Consider the following 20,452-nt stretch of genomic DNA (forward strand, 5'->3'; position numbering starts at 1 on the left):
CGGAGCGAGGACCGACCCGGACGTGGGTTCATGGGCCAGACCGACCTCCGACCGAAAGGAACACCCGTGGACACCCTCAACGCTGACGGCACTTGGGACCGCCTGGGCTCGATCGCCCTCCTGCTGCACCAGGCCGCCAACCAGGTGTGGAGCGACGCCGACCGGGCCGCCGCAGACTCGCCGCTGCACGACCTCGGACTCGGTGTCTATCTCGCGCACTCTCAGGCCAGCGCCCTGCTGCCCGACGACTACGAGCTGCCTGACGTCGACGAGGACGCGGAGCTCGAGGAGCGCACGCCGCTGCAGCTGCTCACCGAGGCCGAGGAGCTGACCCGTCCCCTGCCGCTGCACCGGCCCGACCTGGTGCACGGTTCCCAGCTGGTCGTCGACCTGTGCGACCTCATCCGGGAAGCCCGCGGCCTTGGCTACTGACCTGCGCCTGGCGTACGCCGACATCGACGAGGAGCTCTTCGACGTCGACCAGATCCCGATGACCTCACGCGACGTACGCAGCGTCGGCGAGATGCTCTTCGACGTCGACTACCTGGCACGCCAACTGCTGATGGACGTCGACGGCGAGGCCGCCGGCACGCTGCTGCGCAGCTGGCCGACGATGGTCGCGGCCGCCGAGGACCTGTGGGCATCCCTGCCCGGTCGACGTCCTGGCGTCGACGAGCGCGACCGCCCCATCACCAGGCTCTCCGCCCAGGCCGCAACTATCGAGACCAGCCTCTCCGGCCGGACAGCCTGGCCCGGGCAGGGCCCGACCAGCCCCCGCATCGACCAGATGACCCAGACCTTCATCAACGCCGCCTCACTGGTCCGCCGCTACGGCGCCGAGATCCCCCACGAGCAGCCCGATGCTCACCGCGACCTCGAGGCAGCACGCACGCGGATCATGCACGGGCTCTACCTCACCGCGCACGCCGTCAACGTCGCGCTCCACGATCACGGCCGCGACCGCGTCGACGACGCCCGCAGCGCCGGCCGACGGATCCACCTGGCACAGCACCACTCCCCCTACGCGATCGCCCCCACGGGGGTCTGGGTCGACCGAATGTCCGCCTGCGAGAACACCGCCCGCAGCTACCTGACGGACCGGTTCACCCAAGCCCTTGCCGGCGAGGCGATGCGGCCCGTCGACGACCCTGGACGGCTGGCGCAAGCGCTGGCCAACTGGGACATCCAGACCCACCGCGCCCTGGCTCGAGATCTCGAACCGTCCAACATTCTGCTGATCACCCGCACCCAGGGGCTGATCGCCGGCGCGAGCATGGTCCTCGTCGACGCGGCCGCGACTGCCGGCGTGCTCGATCGCTCCGACCGCCTGATCCCCGCCATCGCTGAGGCAGGGCGGTCCTGGAGCAACCTGGCCAGCCGCTGGGGTGACCTCGCTGCCCCAGGTGCCCGCCTCGAGGAACCGCTGGCCCGCGCGGCCGCGGAGGTTCGCGCTGCATACCGCCAGATCACCCACGACCAGACCACCCTCGCCACCCCCGAGGTCATCGCCAGTCGCCCCGGACTGCCCCAAGCCGTGACCGCAACGCTGCGCGCGGTCGAGGCCGGCTCCGAGCTCGCCGCGGTTGTCGCCGAGAAGGCCGATACCCCCAACCTCACCGGCCCAGCCCGCGCACTTTCCCGCCGAGCGCACAACGACGTCGAGGCCGGCCTGGCTACCCCGCCGGCCGAGGGCGACGTCGTGTGGGTCTCCCCCGCCGACATCCTCGCCAAGCGCCTCGTGCCACTCCCCCCGCCCGTCGCGGAAACCCTGCGGGCGGCCAGCGACGCCACGATCGACGCCACCAGTTCCGCCTCAGCGGTGGCCACGCTGCATCAAAGCGAGCACGCGGCGGCCGCCTCGAACATGGAACATGGTCCCCGCGGCAAGGACTTGCCCGAGCTCTCCCGGCCACCCGTCGCGACGTCCACCGTGCCCCGCCGGTGAGTCATCGACGGGGCCACACTGGTGGTCTCAGTAGGCGCGGACGAGGGAGAAGCACTGCAACAGTGCAGCATTTCCGGAAACACCAGCGGCGTGTTGTCGTTTCCAGAAACGCTCCCTACGGCAGGATCGCAGTCATGCAGACCACACGGAAGGCCGGTCGACCCCACAAGGGCGAGCGGCACGCGTTCCTCGTGAAGCTGTCTCCGGAAATGGTCGACAAGATCCACCTTCTCGCGCAGATCAACGAGCGAACCTACGTCGAGGTGGTCGAAGTTGTGGCCACCGACGCGCTCGCTGCTCGGACCCGCGATGAACTACTGGATCGGGTCACGGACTTCGTGGGCCACAAGGGCGAGCGACGCGGTCTCAAGTTCCAGTTGCCGATCGCGCAGGCCGAGAAGGTCTTCGACCTGGCACAGACCACGGCGCGCACCTATCAGGACGTGCTCGAGTTCCTCTTGGGCGACGGCCTGGAGGTCTACGACATGGTCGAGATGCTCGACTACATCGCCGAGGGGCAAGGGAGGCTCGACCTAGCCGTCTGAGACTTCGGGCAGTGCCCGAAAAGCCTGAAGGGCGACCGCTCGAACGGTCGCCCTTCGATGAAGCAGAGACCCAACTCAACTCTTTGCCGGAGATGACGGGATGGGTGCCAAGACCTCGACAGGAGGGTGCTTCGTGCTCCCCACAGTAACAGCGCACGCCGACATTCAGTCGGACCTTGCGCGTGTGACGGCTGCCCCGCGACGTGGTCGCGAGCGCACCCCGCGTACCGCTGCGACCTGTCCTCGGCTGCACGAGCTTCCGCATCTCGCCCCACCCCAAGCGGCTGCAACTCGGCTGCACTCGTCAATGACGAGCTTCGCTCCTCGCGCCTGGAGGGAGGTGCATGCCGCTGGCCGTGGCCAGAGCGGGCGTGACTCGCCTTAGAAATGACGAAAGGTCCTGCGCCAACAGGACCTGATCGTCTTGGTGAAGACCGGGGCCAGCGCCAACTGGAAACCCGGGTGATGCCTCTGAGAGGAGGTATGAAGATTTGTTGCCGGTAACTGTACCGGCGTCGCAGGGCGATGCCGCACACCCTTCTGCAGGTCGGCGTGTCGACACTGCCCTCCTGGCGCTCGACGAGCATCTGTTCAACCCTGCTGCAGCGGCGTGGCTGGTGATTGATGCCGGCAACACCGCGGTGCCGCGCGTCGACGTCCCCTCGCTCGACGCTGGACTCGAACTAATCGGCAAGGGACGTGTCGCAGCCCTGGTGGGTCATCTCCGCGACAGTGTCGGCGTCGTCGACGTCGACGTGCCCAGTGAGTTCGGGAACTTCCTCGCGGCCGAGATCGCCGACTGGCTGCGCCGCCGCGGCGCCTGGGTGCTCGAGCGCCCCTCTGGTGGTGCGAAGGGCCGCTGGCACATCTTCTTCGCCCACACCGACTACCGGTACTCCCCGGCAGCGCAGCGCACCGGTCTGGCCGCCGAAGTCACCGACTTCCTGATAGGCCTCGCGGCCGATGTCAAGGTGCCGGCACACGAGCTCGATCTCCGCGAAGCGGTACGGCCTCTCACATCTCCCCACCGCCACGGAGCGGTTACCCGGCCCAAGGGCAACCTGCGCCACGCGCTGCGCGATCTACAGCGGATCCTGCCCGAGCGCCCCGAGCCCACGCCGCTGCGCCGCCGGCCCAGGGCTACGACCGCCGTCGGCGCCAGCTCGTCGATCAGCACCAACGACAACACTGCAGTCGTCGTGCCGCTCCTGTTCCACCGATGGAGGCGCGAGCTGCGGCCAGATTGGCGCCGGTACCTCCTTCATGGCCACATCCCAGCCGGAACCTGGACCACTGGCGCGACCAGGTCCCGCAATGCCGACCAAGTGGACCGGTCGCTGCTGGAGATCTCGTGCACCCGTGAACTTGTCTGGGCAGTCGGCGACCCGCAGATCGCGTGGCGAATCATTCGGGAGTCCCATCCGACCGTCATGACCAAGGCCAAGCACCAGGGCGAGGCCTGGTGGCTGAACAACTGGTGGAACAAGACCGTCGAGGCCGCCGATGCCTTCCGCAACACCACCGACACAGGCCCACGCGGACTCACGAACGAGGGACCGCCAGCCGAGGTCGCCGCGGCAGTAGCAGCCGGCCGCACCCAACTCGCCGCGCTGGCGTGGACCGTGTCCGCCCGCCAGCGACCGGCCCTCCTCCTGGTCGGTCATCACCTCCTTGACCGCGTCCTGCGCGCCGGCAAGCTCCGCGTGCCCTGCCCAGAACGCGATCTCGTCCTCGACACCGGGCTCACCGACCGCAAGACCATCCGGGCTGCCCTGCGCCTCTTCAACGGGCGACTCGGCACCCTCCACACCGACTGCCTATCCCCCATCGAGAGGGACTCGACCAGCTACGAGTTCGAAATCAACATCCCCAGCCAGGTGGGGGGACGGGAAATCCCCCCACCTGTCTTTCACACACCCCCGCCCGCCCGCGGCCTCTGGTCAACCCTCCCCCGCACGAGCCACAGCCTGTGGCGCACCCTCCAGGCCTCCCCAGGACCCACCGACCTCACTGAACTTGTGGTGAAGTCCGGCCTGGTGGAGAAACCGGAAGACGTGCCTTCGAAGAGCCAGCGGTCAACGGCGAAGACAGCACTGGCAGCGTTGAGCCACGCCGGCCTGGCCACTGTGGACGAAGACGGACGATGGAGCGCAGCCACCCGCCCTCGCTCGATGAACGTGGACCGACGCGCTTCTGCGGCGTACGCACGCCAGCTCGCGATCGTGGAAGAGGAGCGCGCGGCCTACCGCGTCGGCGCCACCTCGAGCTGGACTGCCGGGAGAGCGAGGGCCATCAAGTCAGAGCTTGCGAAGCAGAAGGCGTGGTGGGACAACCTCTCCCCCGCAGCCCGAGCCGAGCGCAGTTCCAGCAAGCGACTTGAGTTCGAGCAGATGTCGCTCACTCAGCAGTCAGCGCTGAAGGCCAGGATCGCCGAGCGCCGCGCCCGCGCCGGCCTCGACGAGCTCGAGCACTACTGCGCGTGGCTTCGCAGCATCCCGGCAGATGAGTTTGTCGCTCGTAGCCTCGACCGGAAGGCGCGTTTTCAGAGGCTCTCCCCCGCGGAACGAGGAGCATCGATCGCGGCCTGGGACCAGCACCGACGACGCTACGGCCTCCAAACACAACAACCTGGCTCCTCAGTTCGACCGGCGAGATCGGCGGCGGAGGAACGCCAGGCACTCCTCCCCGACGGTGAGAACGTCCGCGACGCCGCCTTCCTCGAACGTCAGGGCGCCCTCTTCCAGGGCACGGACCACCTGGCAACTGGGTGAAGATGACCAGTCGAAGGGCGTTGAGTCCACGGAACCTTGCCTGCCCGACGGCCCATCACGGACCGCCGTTCTGAGGGCGCCGATTCTGAGCAAACGACCTCGGGCCCCGACAGGCTCCCCCCATGCGCTCAGAACCGCCTCCAGAGCCGCTCTTCGTGGACTTATGACCTCGGTCGGACCGTCCTGGTGTGCATCCGTTGCTAGACCGCCCCCCAATCGGTGGGTCCGCTATGGCGTCACATAGCCAGCCCGCTAGATGCCGCATATGCCAGCGTTAGCGGAACGCGTAGCGGAAAACATAACGGGAGTCGTTAAGGGTGACGCTAGAGCACCCGCTAGGTTACCGAGTAACGAGGACCCGTAGGGATAGGCGTTACGTGTAGATGTAGCGGCAGAACTAGCGGAGACACGTAGCGGGAAAGGTAACGGGCGGGCGTAACGCGTCAGATAAGTCGACGCATACGGCGTGTCGTAGCGCAGGCGCTAACGCGCCGCATAGGAGAATCTGGCCCATGAGCAACATGTCGCGCGTGATCACCTTCGCCACCGGCAAGGGCGGAACCGGAAAGACGAGCTGCGCAGCCAACATCGCCGGCCTCGCCGCACAAGCCGGCTGGCGGACCCTCCTGATCGACCTCGACTCACAGGCGAACCTGGGCCATGACCTCGGCTTCTCCGAAGCCGAGGGAGCTGACAATGGCGCTCACCTGGTCAACACGCTCGTCACCGGCGGCACCCTCACGCCGGTCCTGGCAGGAGTCAGGCCCAACCTGGACGTGATCCCCGGTGGCAGCAAGCTCGACGACCTCGAGGACCTCGTCCTCGGCCGCCAACGCCGGGGCGAGGACGGTCGCATCCTGCTGCGCGAGGCCCTTGCCGGCATCGCGGAGGAATACGACCTGATCATCATCGACACCCCGCCCTCCCGCCGTTCCGCGCTGGTCCAGCTCGCGCTCGCCGCGGCGCGCTGGATCGTGATCCCGACCAAGTCGGATCGCTCCAGCATCGAAGGCCTCCGCGTCCTGGCCGAGCAGGTCGCAAAGATTCGAGAGATCAATCCCGAGATCGACGTGCTCGGCGCCGTCCTGTTCGGTATGGGTGCCACGGCGACGGCGCGCCGACGGTTCGCGAAGGAGGACGTCCGCAACGTGCTTGGCGACGCCGACCTGCTGTGCGATTCGGTCATCCGGCACGCCGAGGCGGCCGCGGACGACGCGCGCGAGAAGGGCCGCCTGATCCACGAACTGGCCGAGGTGGTCCACAACGCCGAGCCCTACTGGAAGGCATTGAAGGAAGGCCGCCGTCCCGAGCGGATCGCTGGCTCGGCCCCCGCCCTGGCAGAGGACTACGTCCTCCTCGCCGACGAACTCATTCGACGCATCGGCGCTGCCGAGGAAGCAGAAGCGGCGGCGTCTGCCGTACGAGAGGCAGCCACAGCATGAGCGAGCGTCCCCAGTTGGCACCGGCCCTCGGCCTGGTTCGGGATCGGATCTCTGGTCCTCCGCCTCGCCGGCAGACACAGACACCTACGCCCGCGCCCGTCACGACCGAAGCTGAGGGCGACACTGAGCCCGCAAAGCCCAGCGCCGAGCGCGGGCCAGCGGAGGCAAAGCCGAGGAAGGCAGCCCGGCCAAAGGCAAGCTCGGCAAGCACCGGCGGATTGAGGCGAACCACGATCAGCATCCCGCAGCGCCTGGCCGCGGGTATGCGCGAGCGCCTCCAGGCCGACCGCAAGGTCAGCCAGATCCAGTTCATCCTGAACGCGATCGAAGCGAACGCACACCGACTCGCAGAACTGGTAGAGAAGGAACGGCCGACCGCACCGACAACTGGCGGACTCTTCCCCGACCAGAGCACGGGCCGCAACGCGATCGAGGAACGCACGACGATCAACTTCGACACAACCGAGGCGAATCTCAAGGTCATCGACTCGCTCGTCGAGAAGCACGGTGCAGACAGCCGAAGCCAACTGATCCGAGCCGCGCTCCGCGCTGTTCTCGCCGACTGACCAACCAGCGTCGCCGACGCCGATAGTGTTCGTCGGCGATGGCCTCCGGAATCGACCCCAGCGCGTTGAGGACAGCCCGCGAGAGCGCGGGCCTGACTCAGCACGAGCTCGCGCGACTCGTTGGCGCAGCCGGGGGAGAGCGCGTCTCGCGTTGGGAGCTCGGAGCCTCGGTGCCCCGGCCCGACTTCCTGGTCAAGCTCGCCCGGGCACTCGACATCCCCACCCTGCGGCTGATCCACCTCGAAGGTGACACCCCCGACCTGAGAGCACTGCGCCTCCAGGCCGGCCTCACCGTGCCGGAGCTGGCCACGCGCACGAACATGGCCGTGAAGACCTATTACTCCTGGGAGGTCGGGCGCTGGACCCGCCTCCCATCGCCGTCGATCCTCGAGGCTCTTGGCCGCGTCTTCGACGAGCCCGCCGACGTCGTGGCCGCGGCCTTCAACGAGGCCCAACGGCTGCGCCGGCGCCGCGGCAACCCCAAGCCCGGCAATTGAGTAGCAATACGGAGGTTCAGCCCTAGGCGACGCAGGGCACAATCGTCCGTCAGGGAGACCGAACGCGTGGTCCCATGGGACCCGGGTCGTTCGGCGCGTAGACGCCCGATTCCATCGGGGGAGTGAGCCGCGACCACCCCGGTGAGGGACTCGGGCGATGACATCTCGGAATCCGCCTCCTGTGGAGAACTACATTCAGCGAGACACCTGCACTAGTGTGTTGTTCGCGAGTTGGGTCATAGTGATCGCCCCGGCCCGTCTTGACACATAGGTGATCGAGAGACGAGAGGACTCGGACTGATGTCGCTGGACACCGCACAGACCACCGCGGGGGGACCGCCCCCGCCGCAGACCGCCCAGACGCAGCCCGCGCATGCCGCGACTGCGCGGGTCAAGGCACGCCGCCGGCCCTGGGTCTTCGCCCTGATGGCTTCACTGGTCGCCGCCGGCGCCCTGGGCGTCGCGTTCGTCTTCACCTCGGTCAACGACACCCAAGAGGTCCTCGTCGTCAGCAGCGACATCAAGCGAGGCGAGACCATCGAGGCCGGTGACCTCGCCATCGTGCGCGTGAGCGTCGACCCGGCGCTGACCCCGGTTCCCGGCAGCCAGAAGGCCGAGCTCGAGGGCAGCCGCGCCGCCGTCGACCTGTGGGCCGGCACCCTGCTCACCGAGCAGGCCATCGCCGACAACCTGGTGCCGGGGGAGGGGGAGTCCCTGGTGGGCATCAGCCTCACTCCCGCCCAGATGCCCTCGGAGCCGCTCTACGGCGGCGACGTCGTCCGGATCGTCACCACGCCCGGCGACCAGGGCGAAATCACCGACAAGGAGCCGGTCAGCATCGAGGCCACCGTCGTTGGTGTTAGCCGGGTCGAGGAGACGGGGGAGACCGTCGTCGACGTCTCGGTGCCCGAAAGCGAGGCGGCCGACCTTGCTGCCCGCGCCGCCACCGGACGGGTCGCGCTCGTCCTGGACGCCCGGGAGCGCTGAGGCATGGCGCTGATCGTCCTGGCCTCCGCGAGCGGCTCGCCCGGCGTGTCCACCACGGCGCTCGGGCTCACCCTCAACTGGCCGCGTCCCGTGCTCCTGGTCGACGCCGACCCGACCGGATCCTCCTCGGTCTTCGCCGGCTACTTCCACGGCACCCAGGAGCCGACCGGCGGCCTGATCAACCTCGCCCTTTCCTTGCGCGATGGAGGACTGGCCGATGCCTTGCCCCGCGAGACGCTGCTGCTGGACCCCGAAGCGCCGGCCGAGCGATCGGCCTGGTTCCTGCCCGGCATCCGGGCCCACGAGCAGGCCCCCAGCCTGCTGGCCCTGTGGGATCCGCTCACCGAGCAGCTGCGCGCCCTCGAGCGCAACGGCCAGGACGTCATCGTCGACGCCGGCCGGCTCGGCCTCGCCGGCTGGCCCCAGCCGCTCATCGCCGCCTCCGACCTGACCCTGCTCGTCACCCGCAGCTCGCTGCCGGCACTGGCCGGCGCCACCAGCTGGGCCAAGACCCTGCGAGGACAGTTCGGTGCGGTCGGTGGCCTGTCTCGTCTCGGGGTCCTCCTCGTCGACGAGGAGCGCCGCTGGCCCACGGTTCCCACCGGAGCCCGCGTCCGGCCATACACCGCCCGCCACATCGCCAAGGCCCTGCAGATCCCCGTGGTCGCCTCCGTGGACTGGGAGCCCGAGGCGGCCGAGGTCTACTCCCACGGCGCCCGCAAGCCCCGCAAGTTCGAGTCCTCCGGGCTGCTGCGCGGCTACCGGGCCAGCGCCGCGGCGATCCACTCCATCCTCGGCGCCAATCAGGCCGCCCTCGCTCCCACGAACGGAGGCCACGCATGAGCACCAACGGACACCACCCGGAAACCAACGGCCGTGACCCGCTGCGCGCCGACGAGTGGCTCGAGGCCCGTCACGCCGCGACCCGCGAGCAGACCTCACCGTTCGCCCGCGGCCGCGGCACCAACGGCTCCCCGCCGCCTCCACCGCCGGTCGTCGAGGACCACGACCCGACCTCTCTGCCGATCTTCGCCGGCGCCTGGACCAGCGAAGGCGAGGGTCAGCCGCCCGGCCGCACCCGCTCGGAGTTCAGCCTTCGCCCGCTGGTGGCGCCCGCGGAGGACCACGACTACATCCACGGCGCGGATGGCGAGGTCGAGCTGGACTGGGAGCTGATCGCGCAGTACCGCGCGGAGATCTCGTCGCGACTGACCGCCCGGCTCGACAAGGAAGGTGGCCGGGTCACCGAGGAAGACCGCGAGCAGATGGGCCTCGACGTCATCGAGGAGCTCATCAAGTCCGAGGCCGAGACGCTGGTCTCCACAGGTCGGCCGCCATGGACGACCGGCCAGGAGAAAGCACTCAAGTCCGCCCTCCACGCCGCCCTGTTCGGACTCGGCCGCCTGCAGCCGCTGGTCGAGCGCGAGGACGTCGAGAACATCATCGTCATCGCCCGCGGCCCGGCCTGTTCGGTGTGGCTGGAGCTGGTCGACGGAACCCTGGTCGAGGCCGCCCCGATCGCCGACTCCGAGGACGAGCTGCGCGAGTTCCTCTCCGACCTCGGAGCACGGCAGAACCGGCCCTTCACCGAGGCCCGCCCGCACCTGGACCTCCGGCTGCCCGGGGGAGCGCGGCTCGCGGCCGGCTCCTGGGTGATGGCCTACACCTCGGTCGTGATCCGGCGCCACGGCATGCGCGAGGTGTCGATGGACGAGATGGTCTACGACCGCAAGGCCTGCAGCCCGGTCCTGGCCGACTTCGCCGCCGCCTGCGTGCGCGCCGGCAAGAGCATCGTCGTCTCCGGGGTCCAAGGCAGCGGGAAGACCACCTGGGTCCGCGCCCTGGCTTCGTGCATCCCGCCCTGGGAGATGATCGGCACCTTCGAGACCGAGTTCGAGCTGCACCTGCACGAGCTCGTCGACCGGCACAAGATCGTCCACGCCTGGGAACACCGCCCCGGATCCGGCGAGGTCGGCATCGACGGCCGCCAGGCCGGTGAGTTCAGCCTCGAGGAGGCCATCCACCACTCCTTCCGGTTCAACCTCGCCCGCCAGATCGTCGGCGAGGTCCGCGGCCCCGAGGTCTGGAACATGCTCAAGGCCATGGAGTCCGGCCCGGGCTCGATCAGCACCACCCACGCCCGCAGCGCCGAGCACACCATCGAGAAGCTCGTCTCTTGCGCCATGGAGAAGGGCCCCCAGGTCACCCGCGAGCTGGCCATTAGCAAGCTCGCCGCCGCGATCGACATCGTGATGTACCTGCGCTCGGAGGTCATCCCCAACTCCGACGGCACGTTCCGCAAGCAGCGCTGGGTCGAGGAGGTCCTGGTCGTCCAGCCCAGCATCGACGCCGCCAGGGGATACGCCACCACCCCGATCTTCGCGCCCAACCAGCTCGGCCAGGCCGTCGCGACCGGCAAGCTCGACAACTTCCTCGCCCAGGAGCTGGCGCGGCACGGGTTCGACCTCGAGGCGTACAAGGCCGAGTCGCTGGCCAACCCGGGGGTGGCCACCTCATGAGCACCGCGTTCCTGCCCGCCGTCTTCGGTGCCCTCATCGTCATCGGGCTGATCGGGATGGTCTACGCGCTGATCCCGGCACCGCCCAAGCCGCCGCGGCCCGCCCGGTCCGTCACCCCGTTCGGACGGCTGGGAAACTGGTTCGTCCGGCTCGACCGGCGCACCCGGACGCTGATGGTCGGCGGTGCCGTGGCCGGACTCCTGGTCGCGCTGGCGACCGGCTGGGTGATCGCGATCGTGCTCGTCCCGGCCGGGATCATCGGTATCCCGCTGCTGCTCACGCCCCCGCCGGCGGCCGCCAGCATCGAGAAGCTCGAGGCGCTCGAGGAGTGGACGCGGTCCCTCTCAGGCAAGCTGACCGCCGGCCAATCCCTGCGCTCGGCGCTCATCAAGTCCCTGCAGTCCGCGCCGGCACCGATCGAGCGCGAGGTCGGACTGATGGTCTCCCGGCTGTGGAACAACACCGCCAGCACCGAGGACGTGCTGCGCGCCTTCGCCGAGGACCTCAACGACTCCACCGGCGACGTCGTGGCCAGCCAGCTGATCCTGGCCGCCAGCGGCCGCGGCCAGGCCGGTCTGTCGAAGGCCCTGGACGCCCTCGCCGAGACCGTCGCCTCCGACGTGCGCGCCCGCCGCCAGATCGCCGCCGACCAGGCCAAGCCCCGCACCACCGCCCGCACCGTCACCGTGATCACCCTCGGGGTGCTCGGCATGCTCGCCTTCACAGGCGACTACATCGAGCCCTACGGCTCCCCGCTGGGCCAGGTCATCCTCGCCGTCCTCCTCTCGGCCTACGTGGCCACCTTGCTGTGGATGCGCCGGATGGCGGTCGCCAAGCCGCTCCCGCGGTTCCTCGACCTCCCGGCCCGCAACGCGCACCGCGCCGCCCAGCGCACGGCACCGGTCGAGAACCAAGGAGCACTCGCATGACCGGCCTGCAGATCGCCCTCGCCAGCGGCGCCCTCCTCGGACTGGCCCTCGCCCTGCTCGTGTGGCGTCTCGCGCCGTCCGACCCTGATCTGGTCGACGCCCTGGACCGTCTCTCGCCTGACCACGTCGTGCCCCGCCGCAGCGCCCACGGCCTCGACGACGCCGGCACCGACACCGGGTCGGCCGTCGACCGGATCGGCCTGTGGGCGATGAAGAACCTGCCCGGTGGTGCCTGGGCACACACCCCCCGCAAGGACCTGGCGCTCCTGCAGATCAGCGAGACCCGGTTCTACGGCGAGAAGGTCGTCTGGGCGATGCTCGGGCTGATGATGCCGCCGCTGCTTGCGGGATTCTTCAGCCTGATCGGGCTCCCGCTCCCGTTCGCGATCCCCACGCTCGGGTCGCTGGCCCTGGCCGCCCTGTTCTGGTTCATGCCCAACTACAACGCCGCCGACGACGCCAAGAAGGCCCGCATCGAGTTCAGCCGAGCCCTGGGCGCCTACATCGACATGGTCGCCACCGGCGTACGCGACGGCTCCAGCGGCCAGCAGGCGCTGCGCCAGGCGGCCGAGGTCGGCGACACCTGGGTCTTCAAGCGGATCGAGAGTGAGCTGCGCCGCGCCCGCTACATGACCCGCGCCCCCTGGGACTCCCTGCACGGTCTGGCCGACGAGCTCGGCGTCCCCGAGCTCGACGACCTCGCCGACATCATGCAGCAGTCCGGCCAGGACGGAGCCCAGATCTACAACAACCTCCGGGCCCGCGCAGCCGCACTCCGCTCGGCGATGCTCAGCGCCGAGATCGGCAAGGCCAACGCGACCTCCGAGCGTATGTACATCCCCGCCAGCCTGCTTGGCGTCGTCTTCATGGCGATCCTCGTTGCCCCCTCGATGCTCCGCTTCACCACCTGACCGACCTAACACCGACCGCAAGAACCCGGGTCACCCAGACCGCAACACCCGAACAGGAAGGAAGAACCCCGATGTTGAAGCTCTTCATCGCCCTCCAGCTGGCGGCGCTGACCACGCTCGCCTCCCTCGAGGACCGCGTCACCAGGCAGCGCGACGAGCGCGGCTCCGTCACGATCGAGCAGGTCATCTGGGCCGGCGCCGTGATCGTCATCGTCGGCATCGTCGTCGCGGCGATCAAGTTCTTCGTGACCAGCGAGTCCGCCAAGATCAAGTAGGCCGCCATGTTCGCCAGCCTCCACCGCCGCCGCCGCCGCAGCCGGGACGAGCGCGGGTCAGTGACCATCCAGATGGTCTTCCTGATGCCCGCGCTCTTCCTGCTGATGTTCCTTGGCCTCCAGGGCGCCCTGTACTACCACGCGAAGCAGGTAGCGCTCGCGGCCGCGCAAGAGGGCGCCCGCGAGGCAGGCAGCGAGACCGGCACCCGCGACGCCGGTGTGGCCACGGCGAACACGTTCCTCCAGGACGCCGGCGGATCCGACGTGATGACCTCCACCAGCGTCTCCGGATCACGGACCACGACCACCGCCACGATCACCGTCACCGGCACGTCCATGAGCGTGATCCCCGGCTGGCACGTCACCGTCACCCAGAGCGCCAGCGTCCCGGTCGAAAGGCTGACCGAATGACCAGGCAGACGAGGCGGACCCGCCAGCGCCGGGACGAGCGCGGATCGGTGGCCATCGAGGCCGCGATCGGCGTCCCGGCCTTCGGCCTTTTCGTGGCGATGATCATTCTCGGCGGCCGCGTGGAGATCGCCAACCAGGCAGTGGACGCAGCCGCCTACGAGGCAGCCCGCGCGGCCTCGATCGAGCGCACCCAGAGCGAGGCGATCAGCTCCGGAAAGTCCGCGGCCACCAGCAGCCTGAGCGACCAGGGTCTGCAGTGCGCAACCACCAACATCACGGTCAACGCCGCGGCGTTCAACGCCCCGTTGGGAACCACCGGCCAGGTGACCGCCACCGTGACCTGCAAGGTCGACGTCGCGGACCTGAGCATCCCCGGCCTACCCGGCACCCGCACCATCACCGCCACCGCGAGCAGCCCCGTCGACGCCTACCGGGAGCGCCGATGATGACAGCCCCCATCCGAAGCCTCGTGCCGCGGCGCTCGCGCGATGAGCGCGGCTCCATCAGCGTCTGGTTCGCGACTGCGTCCTTCGCGATGATCATCCTCGTCGGGATGGCCGTCGACCTCGGCGGCAAGGTCCACACCCAGCAGCAGGCCCGCAGCGCGGCATCCCAGGCCGCCCGCACCGGCGCCCAGGAGGTCCAGGGCTCGACAGCGGTGCGCGGCGAGGACCTCCGCGTCGACATCAACGCCGCCAAGGCAGCTGCCATGGACTACCTCCACGCCGCTGGCGTGGAGGGAACCGCGCGCGTCGTCGACGGCGACACCCTGATCGTCACCACCACCGACACCTACACCAGCAAGTTCCTCGGGATCATCGGCCTGGACTCCATGCAGGTCACCGGGGAGGCGTCCGCGCGGCTCATCCGCGCCGAAGGAGGCATCGAGAGATGACTACGCCCACCCATCCCACCCTGGGCCAGCGACTCACAGGCCTCGCTGCAGCGCTTGCCGTGCTCGGCATCGTCCTCGGGCTGCCCGCACTGTTCCTCGCGATCGGTGCCAGCCCGATCCCGGACCAGGTGCCGACCCTGGACGGCATCAAGAACGCGCTCCTGGCACCCGACGACGGCACGCTCGTCCTCGGCCTGTTCAAGGTGATCGGCTGGGTCGCGTGGGCCTTCATGGCGCTGAGCCTGGTCGTGGAGACCATCGCCCGGCTCCGCAAGGTCCAGGCGCCCCAGCTGCCGGGCCTGGGCAGGCCGCAGGCCGCAGCCCGTGGCCTCATCGGCCTGGCAGCGTTGCTGTTCATCGCCGCCCCCATCGCCGCGCAGGCAACCACGGCAGCCCCGGCCGCCGCGGCCCCGGTGGCCGTGGGACACGTCACCGCCGGTGCCGTCGACCAGGCGCCCGCCCACCAGGACGTCAAGGTCGAGATGAAGCAGGAGCGCCAGCACAAGACCGTCGACCACGCTGTGAAGCCGGGGGAGAGCCTGTGGTCGATCGCCGAGGACCACTTCGGCGACGGTGCCCGGTACAAGGAGCTCGTCGAGCTCAACCGCGATCTCCTCGGCGAGCAGCCGAGCTTCCTCGAGCCCGGGTGGGTCCTCAAGCTGCCCGCGCCCCAGGCGAAGGACGCCCCCGCGCATCAGTACGGCGTGCAGCCCGGCGACACCCTCAGCGAGATCGCCCAGGAGCAGCTCGGTGACGCCGACCGCTGGCCCGAGATCTACCAGGCGTCCACCGGCATCACCCAGCCCGGGGGAGTCCAGCTGACCGACCCCGACGTCATCGACGTCGGCTGGAAGCTCCACATCCCCGGTGCCGAGACACCAGCCAGCCACGAAGACCAGCAGCCGGTCGACCCGCCGGCCGAGGAAGAGCCCCCGGTCGTCCCCGAGTCTGAGGTGCCCGAGACGGCCGTGCCGGACGTCGTGCCGGACGTCGCACCGCCCCAGGCCGAGGAGCCAGCGGCGCCGGCTGCGCCGGCTGCGGACGTCGACCAAGTCGACGACGCTGACGACTCGATCCTCGACGCGCCGTGGGTCCTCGCCGGTCTGACCGGCGGGGGCGTCCTGCTGTCCGGGGCACTGCTCATGGCCCTGCGGTCCCGCCGCCGTGCCGGCTACCGGAACCGGCAGCCCGGCCGCGCGATCGCCGCGCCGCCTCCGGAGCTCGCGCCGGTCGAGATGACCCTGAACGCCACCGGCGCTGCGGCCGCGGCCACCGTGGAGTTCGCCGACGAGGCGCTGCGCCGTCTCGCGGCCGCCGTCGGCGCGCAGGGCACCACGATGCCGCCGCTCGCTGCCGTGGAGCTCGCGAACGGAAAGCTGACACTGCACCTGAGCGCCCCGGCCGCCGTCCCGGCGCCCTGGGTGGGCAGCCCCGACCAGACCCACTGGCACGTCGCCACGGACACCGCCGCCGACGAGCTCGGCCCCGACACCGGCAACGTCGAGCCGCCCTACCCGCTCCTGGCCACCATCGGGATGAGCGACACCGGCGAGACCTGGCTGCTCAACTGCGAGGAGCTGTCCACCCTCACCATCAGCGGCGACCCCACCTACGGCCGGGACTTCGCCCGCCACCTCGCCGCCCAGCTGGCCGTCAACCCGTGGTCGCGGCGCGTGCAGGTCGACTGCATCGGTGTGGCTGAGGAAGCCGTCGCCATGGACGAGCGGATCAGCTACTACCCGACCGGAGCAGCCGGGTCGCCCGCGGCCGCGGAGGTCCTCGCGGCCGCCGTCACCACCGTCGACCGGGCCAAGCGACACGACACCGACGTGTCCACCGCACGCACCGGCAGCGTCGACGACGACACCTGGCCGGCCCGGATGCTGCTGCTCGACGCGGCCACCGGAGACCCCGAGGACCTCGAGCAGCTGCTGCAGCTGGTCAACGACCACGTCGGGCAGTCCGCGACCTCCATCGTCGTCGCCGGCGAGCGCCCCAACACACCCGGCGCTGTCCTGCACATGACGAACACCGGCCGCGTCGTCCTCGAGCACGCCGGCCTCAACCTCATCGCCGTCGGCCTCACCAGCGACGAGGCCCGCGGCTGCGCCCTGGTCTACGCACAGAGCGAGGTCGCCGAGGACGTCCCCGTGCCGGTCGACGAGACCGCCACCGACGGCTGGGAGGCCTACACCGACCAGTCCGGGGCACTGCGCCGCGAGTACACCCTGCCGCGCAACACCCCCGTCGACGCCGTCGACGAGCCCCTGTCGTCCCTCCTCGAGGGCGACGACGAGGACTACATCCGGCAGAGCGCGATCGTCCAGGAGGACCTCGAGACGCTCGCACCGAAGGTCCCCGAGCACGTCCGCGCCGAGGTCGAGAAGAGCGACCCCACCCTCGACCAGGACATCGCCGACTGGTTCTCCACCGACTGCGCCCGTCCCCGGCTCAGCCTGCTCGGCCCGGTCACCGCGCGTACCCACGGCAAGGCCCTGGCCAAGCGCAAGCCCTACTTCACCGAGCTCCTCGCGTACCTGGCCCTGCACCGCAAGCACGGCGCCACCCGCGAGGAGATCGGCGAGGCCTTCGGCATCACCCCCGGCAAGGTGCGCGACTACACCAACACCATCCGCGAGTGGCTGGGCACCAACCCCAGCACCACCGAGCCCCACCTGCCCCACGCCGACAAGGCACCCGCCACCAAGCTCCGCGGCGTCAACGTCTACCAGGTCGACGACGGCCTCCTGGTCGACCTCCACCTCTTCCTCCGACTGCGCAAGCGCGGGCAGGCCCGGGGCGGCGCCGAAGGCGTCACCGACCTGTGCACCGCACTCGAGCTGGTCGGCGAAGCCAAGCCGTTCAGTCAGCTGCGTGAAGAGGGATGGTCTTGGCTCGTCAACGAGCCCGACCGCGTCGACCTCATGGCGTCCGGCTGGATCGCCGACGTCGCGCTCATCGTCGTCACCGAGGCCCTCGCCGCCGGCGACCTGGTCAAGGCCCGCTCCGCCGCCTACGTAGCCAACCGGGCCGACCCGGACGGCGAGAGCACCCGCCTGTGCCTGGCACACGTCATGAAGGCCGAGGGCGACCAGCTCGAGGCCGACCGGATCCTTCGCGAGGAGATCTGCAACCGGTCCGACGACGGCGACGCCCCGTTGGAACTGTCGGAGCGTACGAAGACCATCATCAGTACCCACGGCTGGCTCGCGAGCTGACTCGGGAAGGGAGCACCCAACACATGACCACGTTCGACCAGGAGCTCACCGGCCGCTACGTCGCGGCCGGCGGCGATCGCCCCGACCTCGACGCGCGACGCGTCGCCCGGGCCGTGTTCGTGCGAGACACCGTCCGCGCGCTCTACAACGCCGACAAGAAGTTCGGCATCGACCCCGCCGACAACGGCTCGCTGGCCGAGCTCGTCGACGCCGCCGAAGAACACCTCGAGCTCATCGCCAACGACGTCAGCCAACGCTCAGTCATGGCCCCGCCCAACACACGAGGAGACACCGCATGAGGAAGCACCACTCCGCACTCGGGGGAGTGGCCCTCGCCCTGGCCCTGACCCTCACGGGCTGCTCGGACGACGGCAGTAACGATCCCGACGCCACCGACACGCCCACCGCGACACCGAGCGAGACGCCCACCAGCGCGTCACCCACGCCGAAGACACCCGAGGAGAAGGCCGCAGCCCAGCTGCAGACCTACCTCGACGTCCGCGACGACGCGTTCCGCGCTGCCACGATCGAGTTCAAGCGACTCAACAAGGTGGCAACGGGCCGGGAGTTCCTCAACGTTCAGCAGAACGTGTCCGGGATCGAGCGCTCTGGCAGCAAGGTCACTGGGGAGTACGTGCACACCCTCGGTGAGCCCCGCCAGCGCGCCGCCGACCAGATCTTGATCATCGACTGCGAGGACCGTACCGGGGTTAAGCGGACGAAGGATGGCAAGCCGGTCCCCGAGCAGAAGGACCCGGAAGGCAACCCGCTGCGCAATCCGGTGCCGATCGAGTACGAGCTGATCTTGGAGAAGGGCCACTGGCTCGTCACTAGCTCCGATGTGATGTGGGACGAGCCGTGCTAGCGCGGGCGCTCGCCACGATCGTCGCCGCGGCCGCGTTGGTAGTGGTCGGCCCGGGGTCTCCGGCCTCGGCTGCTGGAGGCGAAAACTGCTGGTACGAGACTGACCCGGACACGGGGGAGGTCAAGCTCGTATGCGAGGACACCGACACCGACCCCGGGAATGGTGGCGATCCTGGCACTGGAGGCTCATCGACCTGCACCTACGCCGGCAACGAGATCCCCTGCACCGGCCCGGAAGGGTCGGTCTGGAGCAGCAAGTACAAGTGCTGGATCGGAGCGCGAGGAGCAGACGACATGGTCCCGCCTGAGGGCCAGACCAAGGAAGACGGCTGGTGGCACGTCTGCTACTTCCCGCCGCCGGGGTCGTCGTGGGAGTACATGTGGATCGAGACTGGCGAGGTCGGAATCGACCCGGTGGTCCTCGCCCAGCGCGCGATCGCCTCGATGAACCTGGACCCGATCGAGATCGGCATCGTTCCCGAGTCGGGAGCCAACCGCGCCGGCTTGGTCGGCCTGCCGGTGTGGATGTGGGTCGACCAGCCGACCGACGTCACCTTCGGGCCGATCACTGCGTCCGCGGCCGAAGGAACGGTCTCGGTCAGCGCAACGGCCAACGTCTCCAGCATCGTGTGGAACATGGGCGACGGCACCAAGGTGACCTGCGCCGGCAAGGGGACGCCGTACGCCGATCACTACGGGAAGCAGCCTTCGCCGACCTGCGGGCACCGCTACGCGAAGATGTCGTCGGACCAGCCGGACGGTGCCTACCAGGTCACCGCGACCAGCCACTGGGTGGTCGCGTGGACCGGCGGCGGCCAGTCCGGAACCATCGAGTTCGACCTGACCACCGAGCCGCTGCCGATCCGCATCGGCGAGGCTCAGGTGCTCACCCAGTGATGGGCGGGCAGGTCGTGGGAGGTCGTCGTGTGTCGAACGGGCGGGTCATCCGCGAGGTCCTGCGGGCACCGTTCCGGGAGGCCGGCCTTGGGTCACTGCGGCGGCGCTGGCTGACGTTCTCGCCGGTGATCACGACGTACAGCGTGCGCAACCACCCTGAGCTGATGGTCGAGAACTTCGATGGCTCGGTGATTCTTCATCTTGCGGAGCTGGGAGCCTTCGAGCTCGAGATGGAACCGACTGGGCTCTGGACCGAAGGCGACCTGGCAACGGGTGCCGCGCGGGTGCGCGAACTCCTGGCCTGGCGGAACGACCCGGCTGCGCCGTTCCCTGATGGATGGCGCAAGCCCAAGATCTCCGTGCGAGATCTGACCTAGCGGTCTCATCACGAAAGGGTCGGTCCCGTCCTCGAAGGAGGCCGGGACCGACCCTTCTTTTTGCCCACCCAAGCGTGGCTACGGGCCCGACCGGAGGGGGCCGCTGAGCGGTGTCTCCGGGCATGAAGAGACCCCAGGCGTCTCGGGTCACCTGGGGCTCTGGCGCCAAGTAGAGCACGACCCGTCCGGCCGCGCAGGAGATCCGCAGACTCCGCTGCGCGGACCCGGTCGAGGCCCGGTGCGTCGACCGCGCCAGCCCCGCGCGACCGCGATTTCGAGGCCGCGCAAGGGGTCGGCCGAAAACTTTCTCAACTTTCGGGGGACGCCCTCTGACCTGCGGAAACGCGCGTCCCCCCTCTGCGTCCCCCCTCCAAATCGGGGGTCTGGGGGGACGGATGCGGGG

21 protein-coding genes are annotated in these 20,452 nt (G+C 69.6%); all 21 read left to right on the forward strand.

Annotated elements, in window-relative coordinates:
- Nucleotides 1–66: 66 nt before the first annotated feature.
- The 21 genes from ASD66_RS08355 (at nt 67) to ASD66_RS08455 (ending at nt 20,049) form a co-directional block, all read left to right on the forward strand.
- On the forward strand, nt 67–432 hold the full coding sequence (locus ASD66_RS08355) for a hypothetical protein (RefSeq protein ID WP_056890671.1): 366 nt from the start codon (nt 67–69) through the stop codon (nt 430–432).
- Complete coding sequence (locus tag ASD66_RS08360) at nt 422–1,945, forward strand: hypothetical protein (protein WP_056890672.1); 1,524 nt, start codon at nt 422–424, stop codon at nt 1,943–1,945. The genes ASD66_RS08355 and ASD66_RS08360 overlap by 11 nt, the downstream gene beginning before the upstream one ends.
- Nucleotides 1,946–2,079: 134 nt before the next feature.
- Nucleotides 2,080–2,490, forward strand: coding sequence for a hypothetical protein (locus ASD66_RS08365; protein WP_056890673.1), 411 nt, complete (start codon nt 2,080–2,082; stop codon nt 2,488–2,490).
- 494 nt (nt 2,491–2,984) lie between these two features.
- Entirely contained in the window at nt 2,985–5,261 is a 2,277-nt protein-coding gene (locus ASD66_RS08370; RefSeq protein ID WP_235530011.1) for a hypothetical protein, read from the forward strand.
- 512 nt (nt 5,262–5,773) lie between these two features.
- Nucleotides 5,774–6,703, forward strand: a complete 930-nt coding sequence (locus ASD66_RS08375; protein ID WP_056890675.1) for a ParA family protein — start codon at nt 5,774–5,776, stop codon at nt 6,701–6,703.
- Entirely contained in the window at nt 6,700–7,269 is a 570-nt protein-coding gene (locus tag ASD66_RS24405) for a CopG family ribbon-helix-helix protein (protein ID WP_156388604.1), read from the forward strand. Before ASD66_RS08375 ends, ASD66_RS24405 begins: the two co-directional genes overlap by 4 nt.
- 38 nt (nt 7,270–7,307) lie before the next feature.
- Nucleotides 7,308–7,766, forward strand: coding sequence for a helix-turn-helix domain-containing protein (locus ASD66_RS08385; RefSeq protein WP_082599405.1), 459 nt, complete (start codon nt 7,308–7,310; stop codon nt 7,764–7,766).
- 300 nt (nt 7,767–8,066) lie between these two features.
- Nucleotides 8,067–8,753: an SAF domain-containing protein gene (locus ASD66_RS08390; RefSeq protein ID WP_082599406.1), complete on the forward strand. Its 687-nt coding sequence runs from the start codon at nt 8,067–8,069 to the stop codon at nt 8,751–8,753.
- 3 nt (nt 8,754–8,756) lie between these two features.
- Entirely contained in the window at nt 8,757–9,596 is an 840-nt protein-coding gene (locus ASD66_RS08395) for a MinD/ParA family protein (RefSeq protein WP_056890678.1), read from the forward strand.
- Complete coding sequence (locus ASD66_RS08400) at nt 9,593–11,272, forward strand: CpaF family protein (protein ID WP_056890679.1); 1,680 nt, start codon at nt 9,593–9,595, stop codon at nt 11,270–11,272. The genes ASD66_RS08395 and ASD66_RS08400 overlap by 4 nt, the downstream gene beginning before the upstream one ends.
- Nucleotides 11,269–12,201, forward strand: a complete 933-nt coding sequence (locus ASD66_RS08405; RefSeq protein ID WP_056890680.1) for a type II secretion system F family protein — start codon at nt 11,269–11,271, stop codon at nt 12,199–12,201. The genes ASD66_RS08400 and ASD66_RS08405 overlap by 4 nt, the downstream gene beginning before the upstream one ends.
- Nucleotides 12,198–13,112: a type II secretion system F family protein gene (locus ASD66_RS08410; RefSeq protein ID WP_056890681.1), complete on the forward strand. Its 915-nt coding sequence runs from the start codon at nt 12,198–12,200 to the stop codon at nt 13,110–13,112. The genes ASD66_RS08405 and ASD66_RS08410 overlap by 4 nt, the downstream gene beginning before the upstream one ends.
- 71 nt (nt 13,113–13,183) lie before the next feature.
- Nucleotides 13,184–13,387: a hypothetical protein gene (locus tag ASD66_RS08415; protein WP_056890682.1), complete on the forward strand. Its 204-nt coding sequence runs from the start codon at nt 13,184–13,186 to the stop codon at nt 13,385–13,387.
- A 6-nt stretch (nt 13,388–13,393) separates the two neighbouring features.
- Nucleotides 13,394–13,798 (forward strand): TadE family protein, encoded by a 405-nt coding sequence (locus ASD66_RS08420; RefSeq protein WP_056890683.1) that lies wholly within the window; start codon nt 13,394–13,396, stop codon nt 13,796–13,798.
- Nucleotides 13,795–14,244: a TadE/TadG family type IV pilus assembly protein gene (locus ASD66_RS08425; protein ID WP_056890684.1), complete on the forward strand. Its 450-nt coding sequence runs from the start codon at nt 13,795–13,797 to the stop codon at nt 14,242–14,244. Before ASD66_RS08420 ends, ASD66_RS08425 begins: the two co-directional genes overlap by 4 nt.
- Nucleotides 14,244–14,693 (forward strand): pilus assembly protein TadG-related protein, encoded by a 450-nt coding sequence (locus ASD66_RS08430; protein ID WP_235530012.1) that lies wholly within the window; start codon nt 14,244–14,246, stop codon nt 14,691–14,693. The genes ASD66_RS08425 and ASD66_RS08430 overlap by 1 nt, the downstream gene beginning before the upstream one ends.
- Nucleotides 14,690–17,911 carry a LysM peptidoglycan-binding domain-containing protein gene (locus tag ASD66_RS08435; RefSeq protein ID WP_082599407.1) on the forward strand — a complete coding sequence of 1,074 codons (3,222 nt, stop codon included), beginning with the start codon at nt 14,690–14,692 and terminating at the stop codon, nt 17,909–17,911. Before ASD66_RS08430 ends, ASD66_RS08435 begins: the two co-directional genes overlap by 4 nt.
- A gap of 23 nt (nt 17,912–17,934) precedes the next feature.
- The gene (locus tag ASD66_RS08440) at nt 17,935–18,210 is read left to right on the forward strand and encodes a hypothetical protein (RefSeq protein ID WP_056890687.1); all 276 of its coding nucleotides are present in this window, start codon (nt 17,935–17,937) and stop codon (nt 18,208–18,210) included.
- Entirely contained in the window at nt 18,207–18,776 is a 570-nt protein-coding gene (locus ASD66_RS08445) for a DUF3558 domain-containing protein (protein ID WP_056890688.1), read from the forward strand. Before ASD66_RS08440 ends, ASD66_RS08445 begins: the two co-directional genes overlap by 4 nt.
- 293 nt (nt 18,777–19,069) lie before the next feature.
- Nucleotides 19,070–19,672 carry a hypothetical protein gene (locus tag ASD66_RS08450; RefSeq protein WP_082599408.1) on the forward strand — a complete coding sequence of 201 codons (603 nt, stop codon included), beginning with the start codon at nt 19,070–19,072 and terminating at the stop codon, nt 19,670–19,672.
- Nucleotides 19,672–20,049, forward strand: coding sequence for a hypothetical protein (locus ASD66_RS08455; protein ID WP_056890689.1), 378 nt, complete (start codon nt 19,672–19,674; stop codon nt 20,047–20,049). Before ASD66_RS08450 ends, ASD66_RS08455 begins: the two co-directional genes overlap by 1 nt.
- The last annotated feature ends 403 nt before the right edge of the window (nt 20,050–20,452 follow it).

This window comes from Nocardioides sp. Root151 (assembly GCF_001427925.1).
Taxonomy (GTDB): domain Bacteria; phylum Actinomycetota; class Actinomycetes; order Propionibacteriales; family Nocardioidaceae; genus Nocardioides.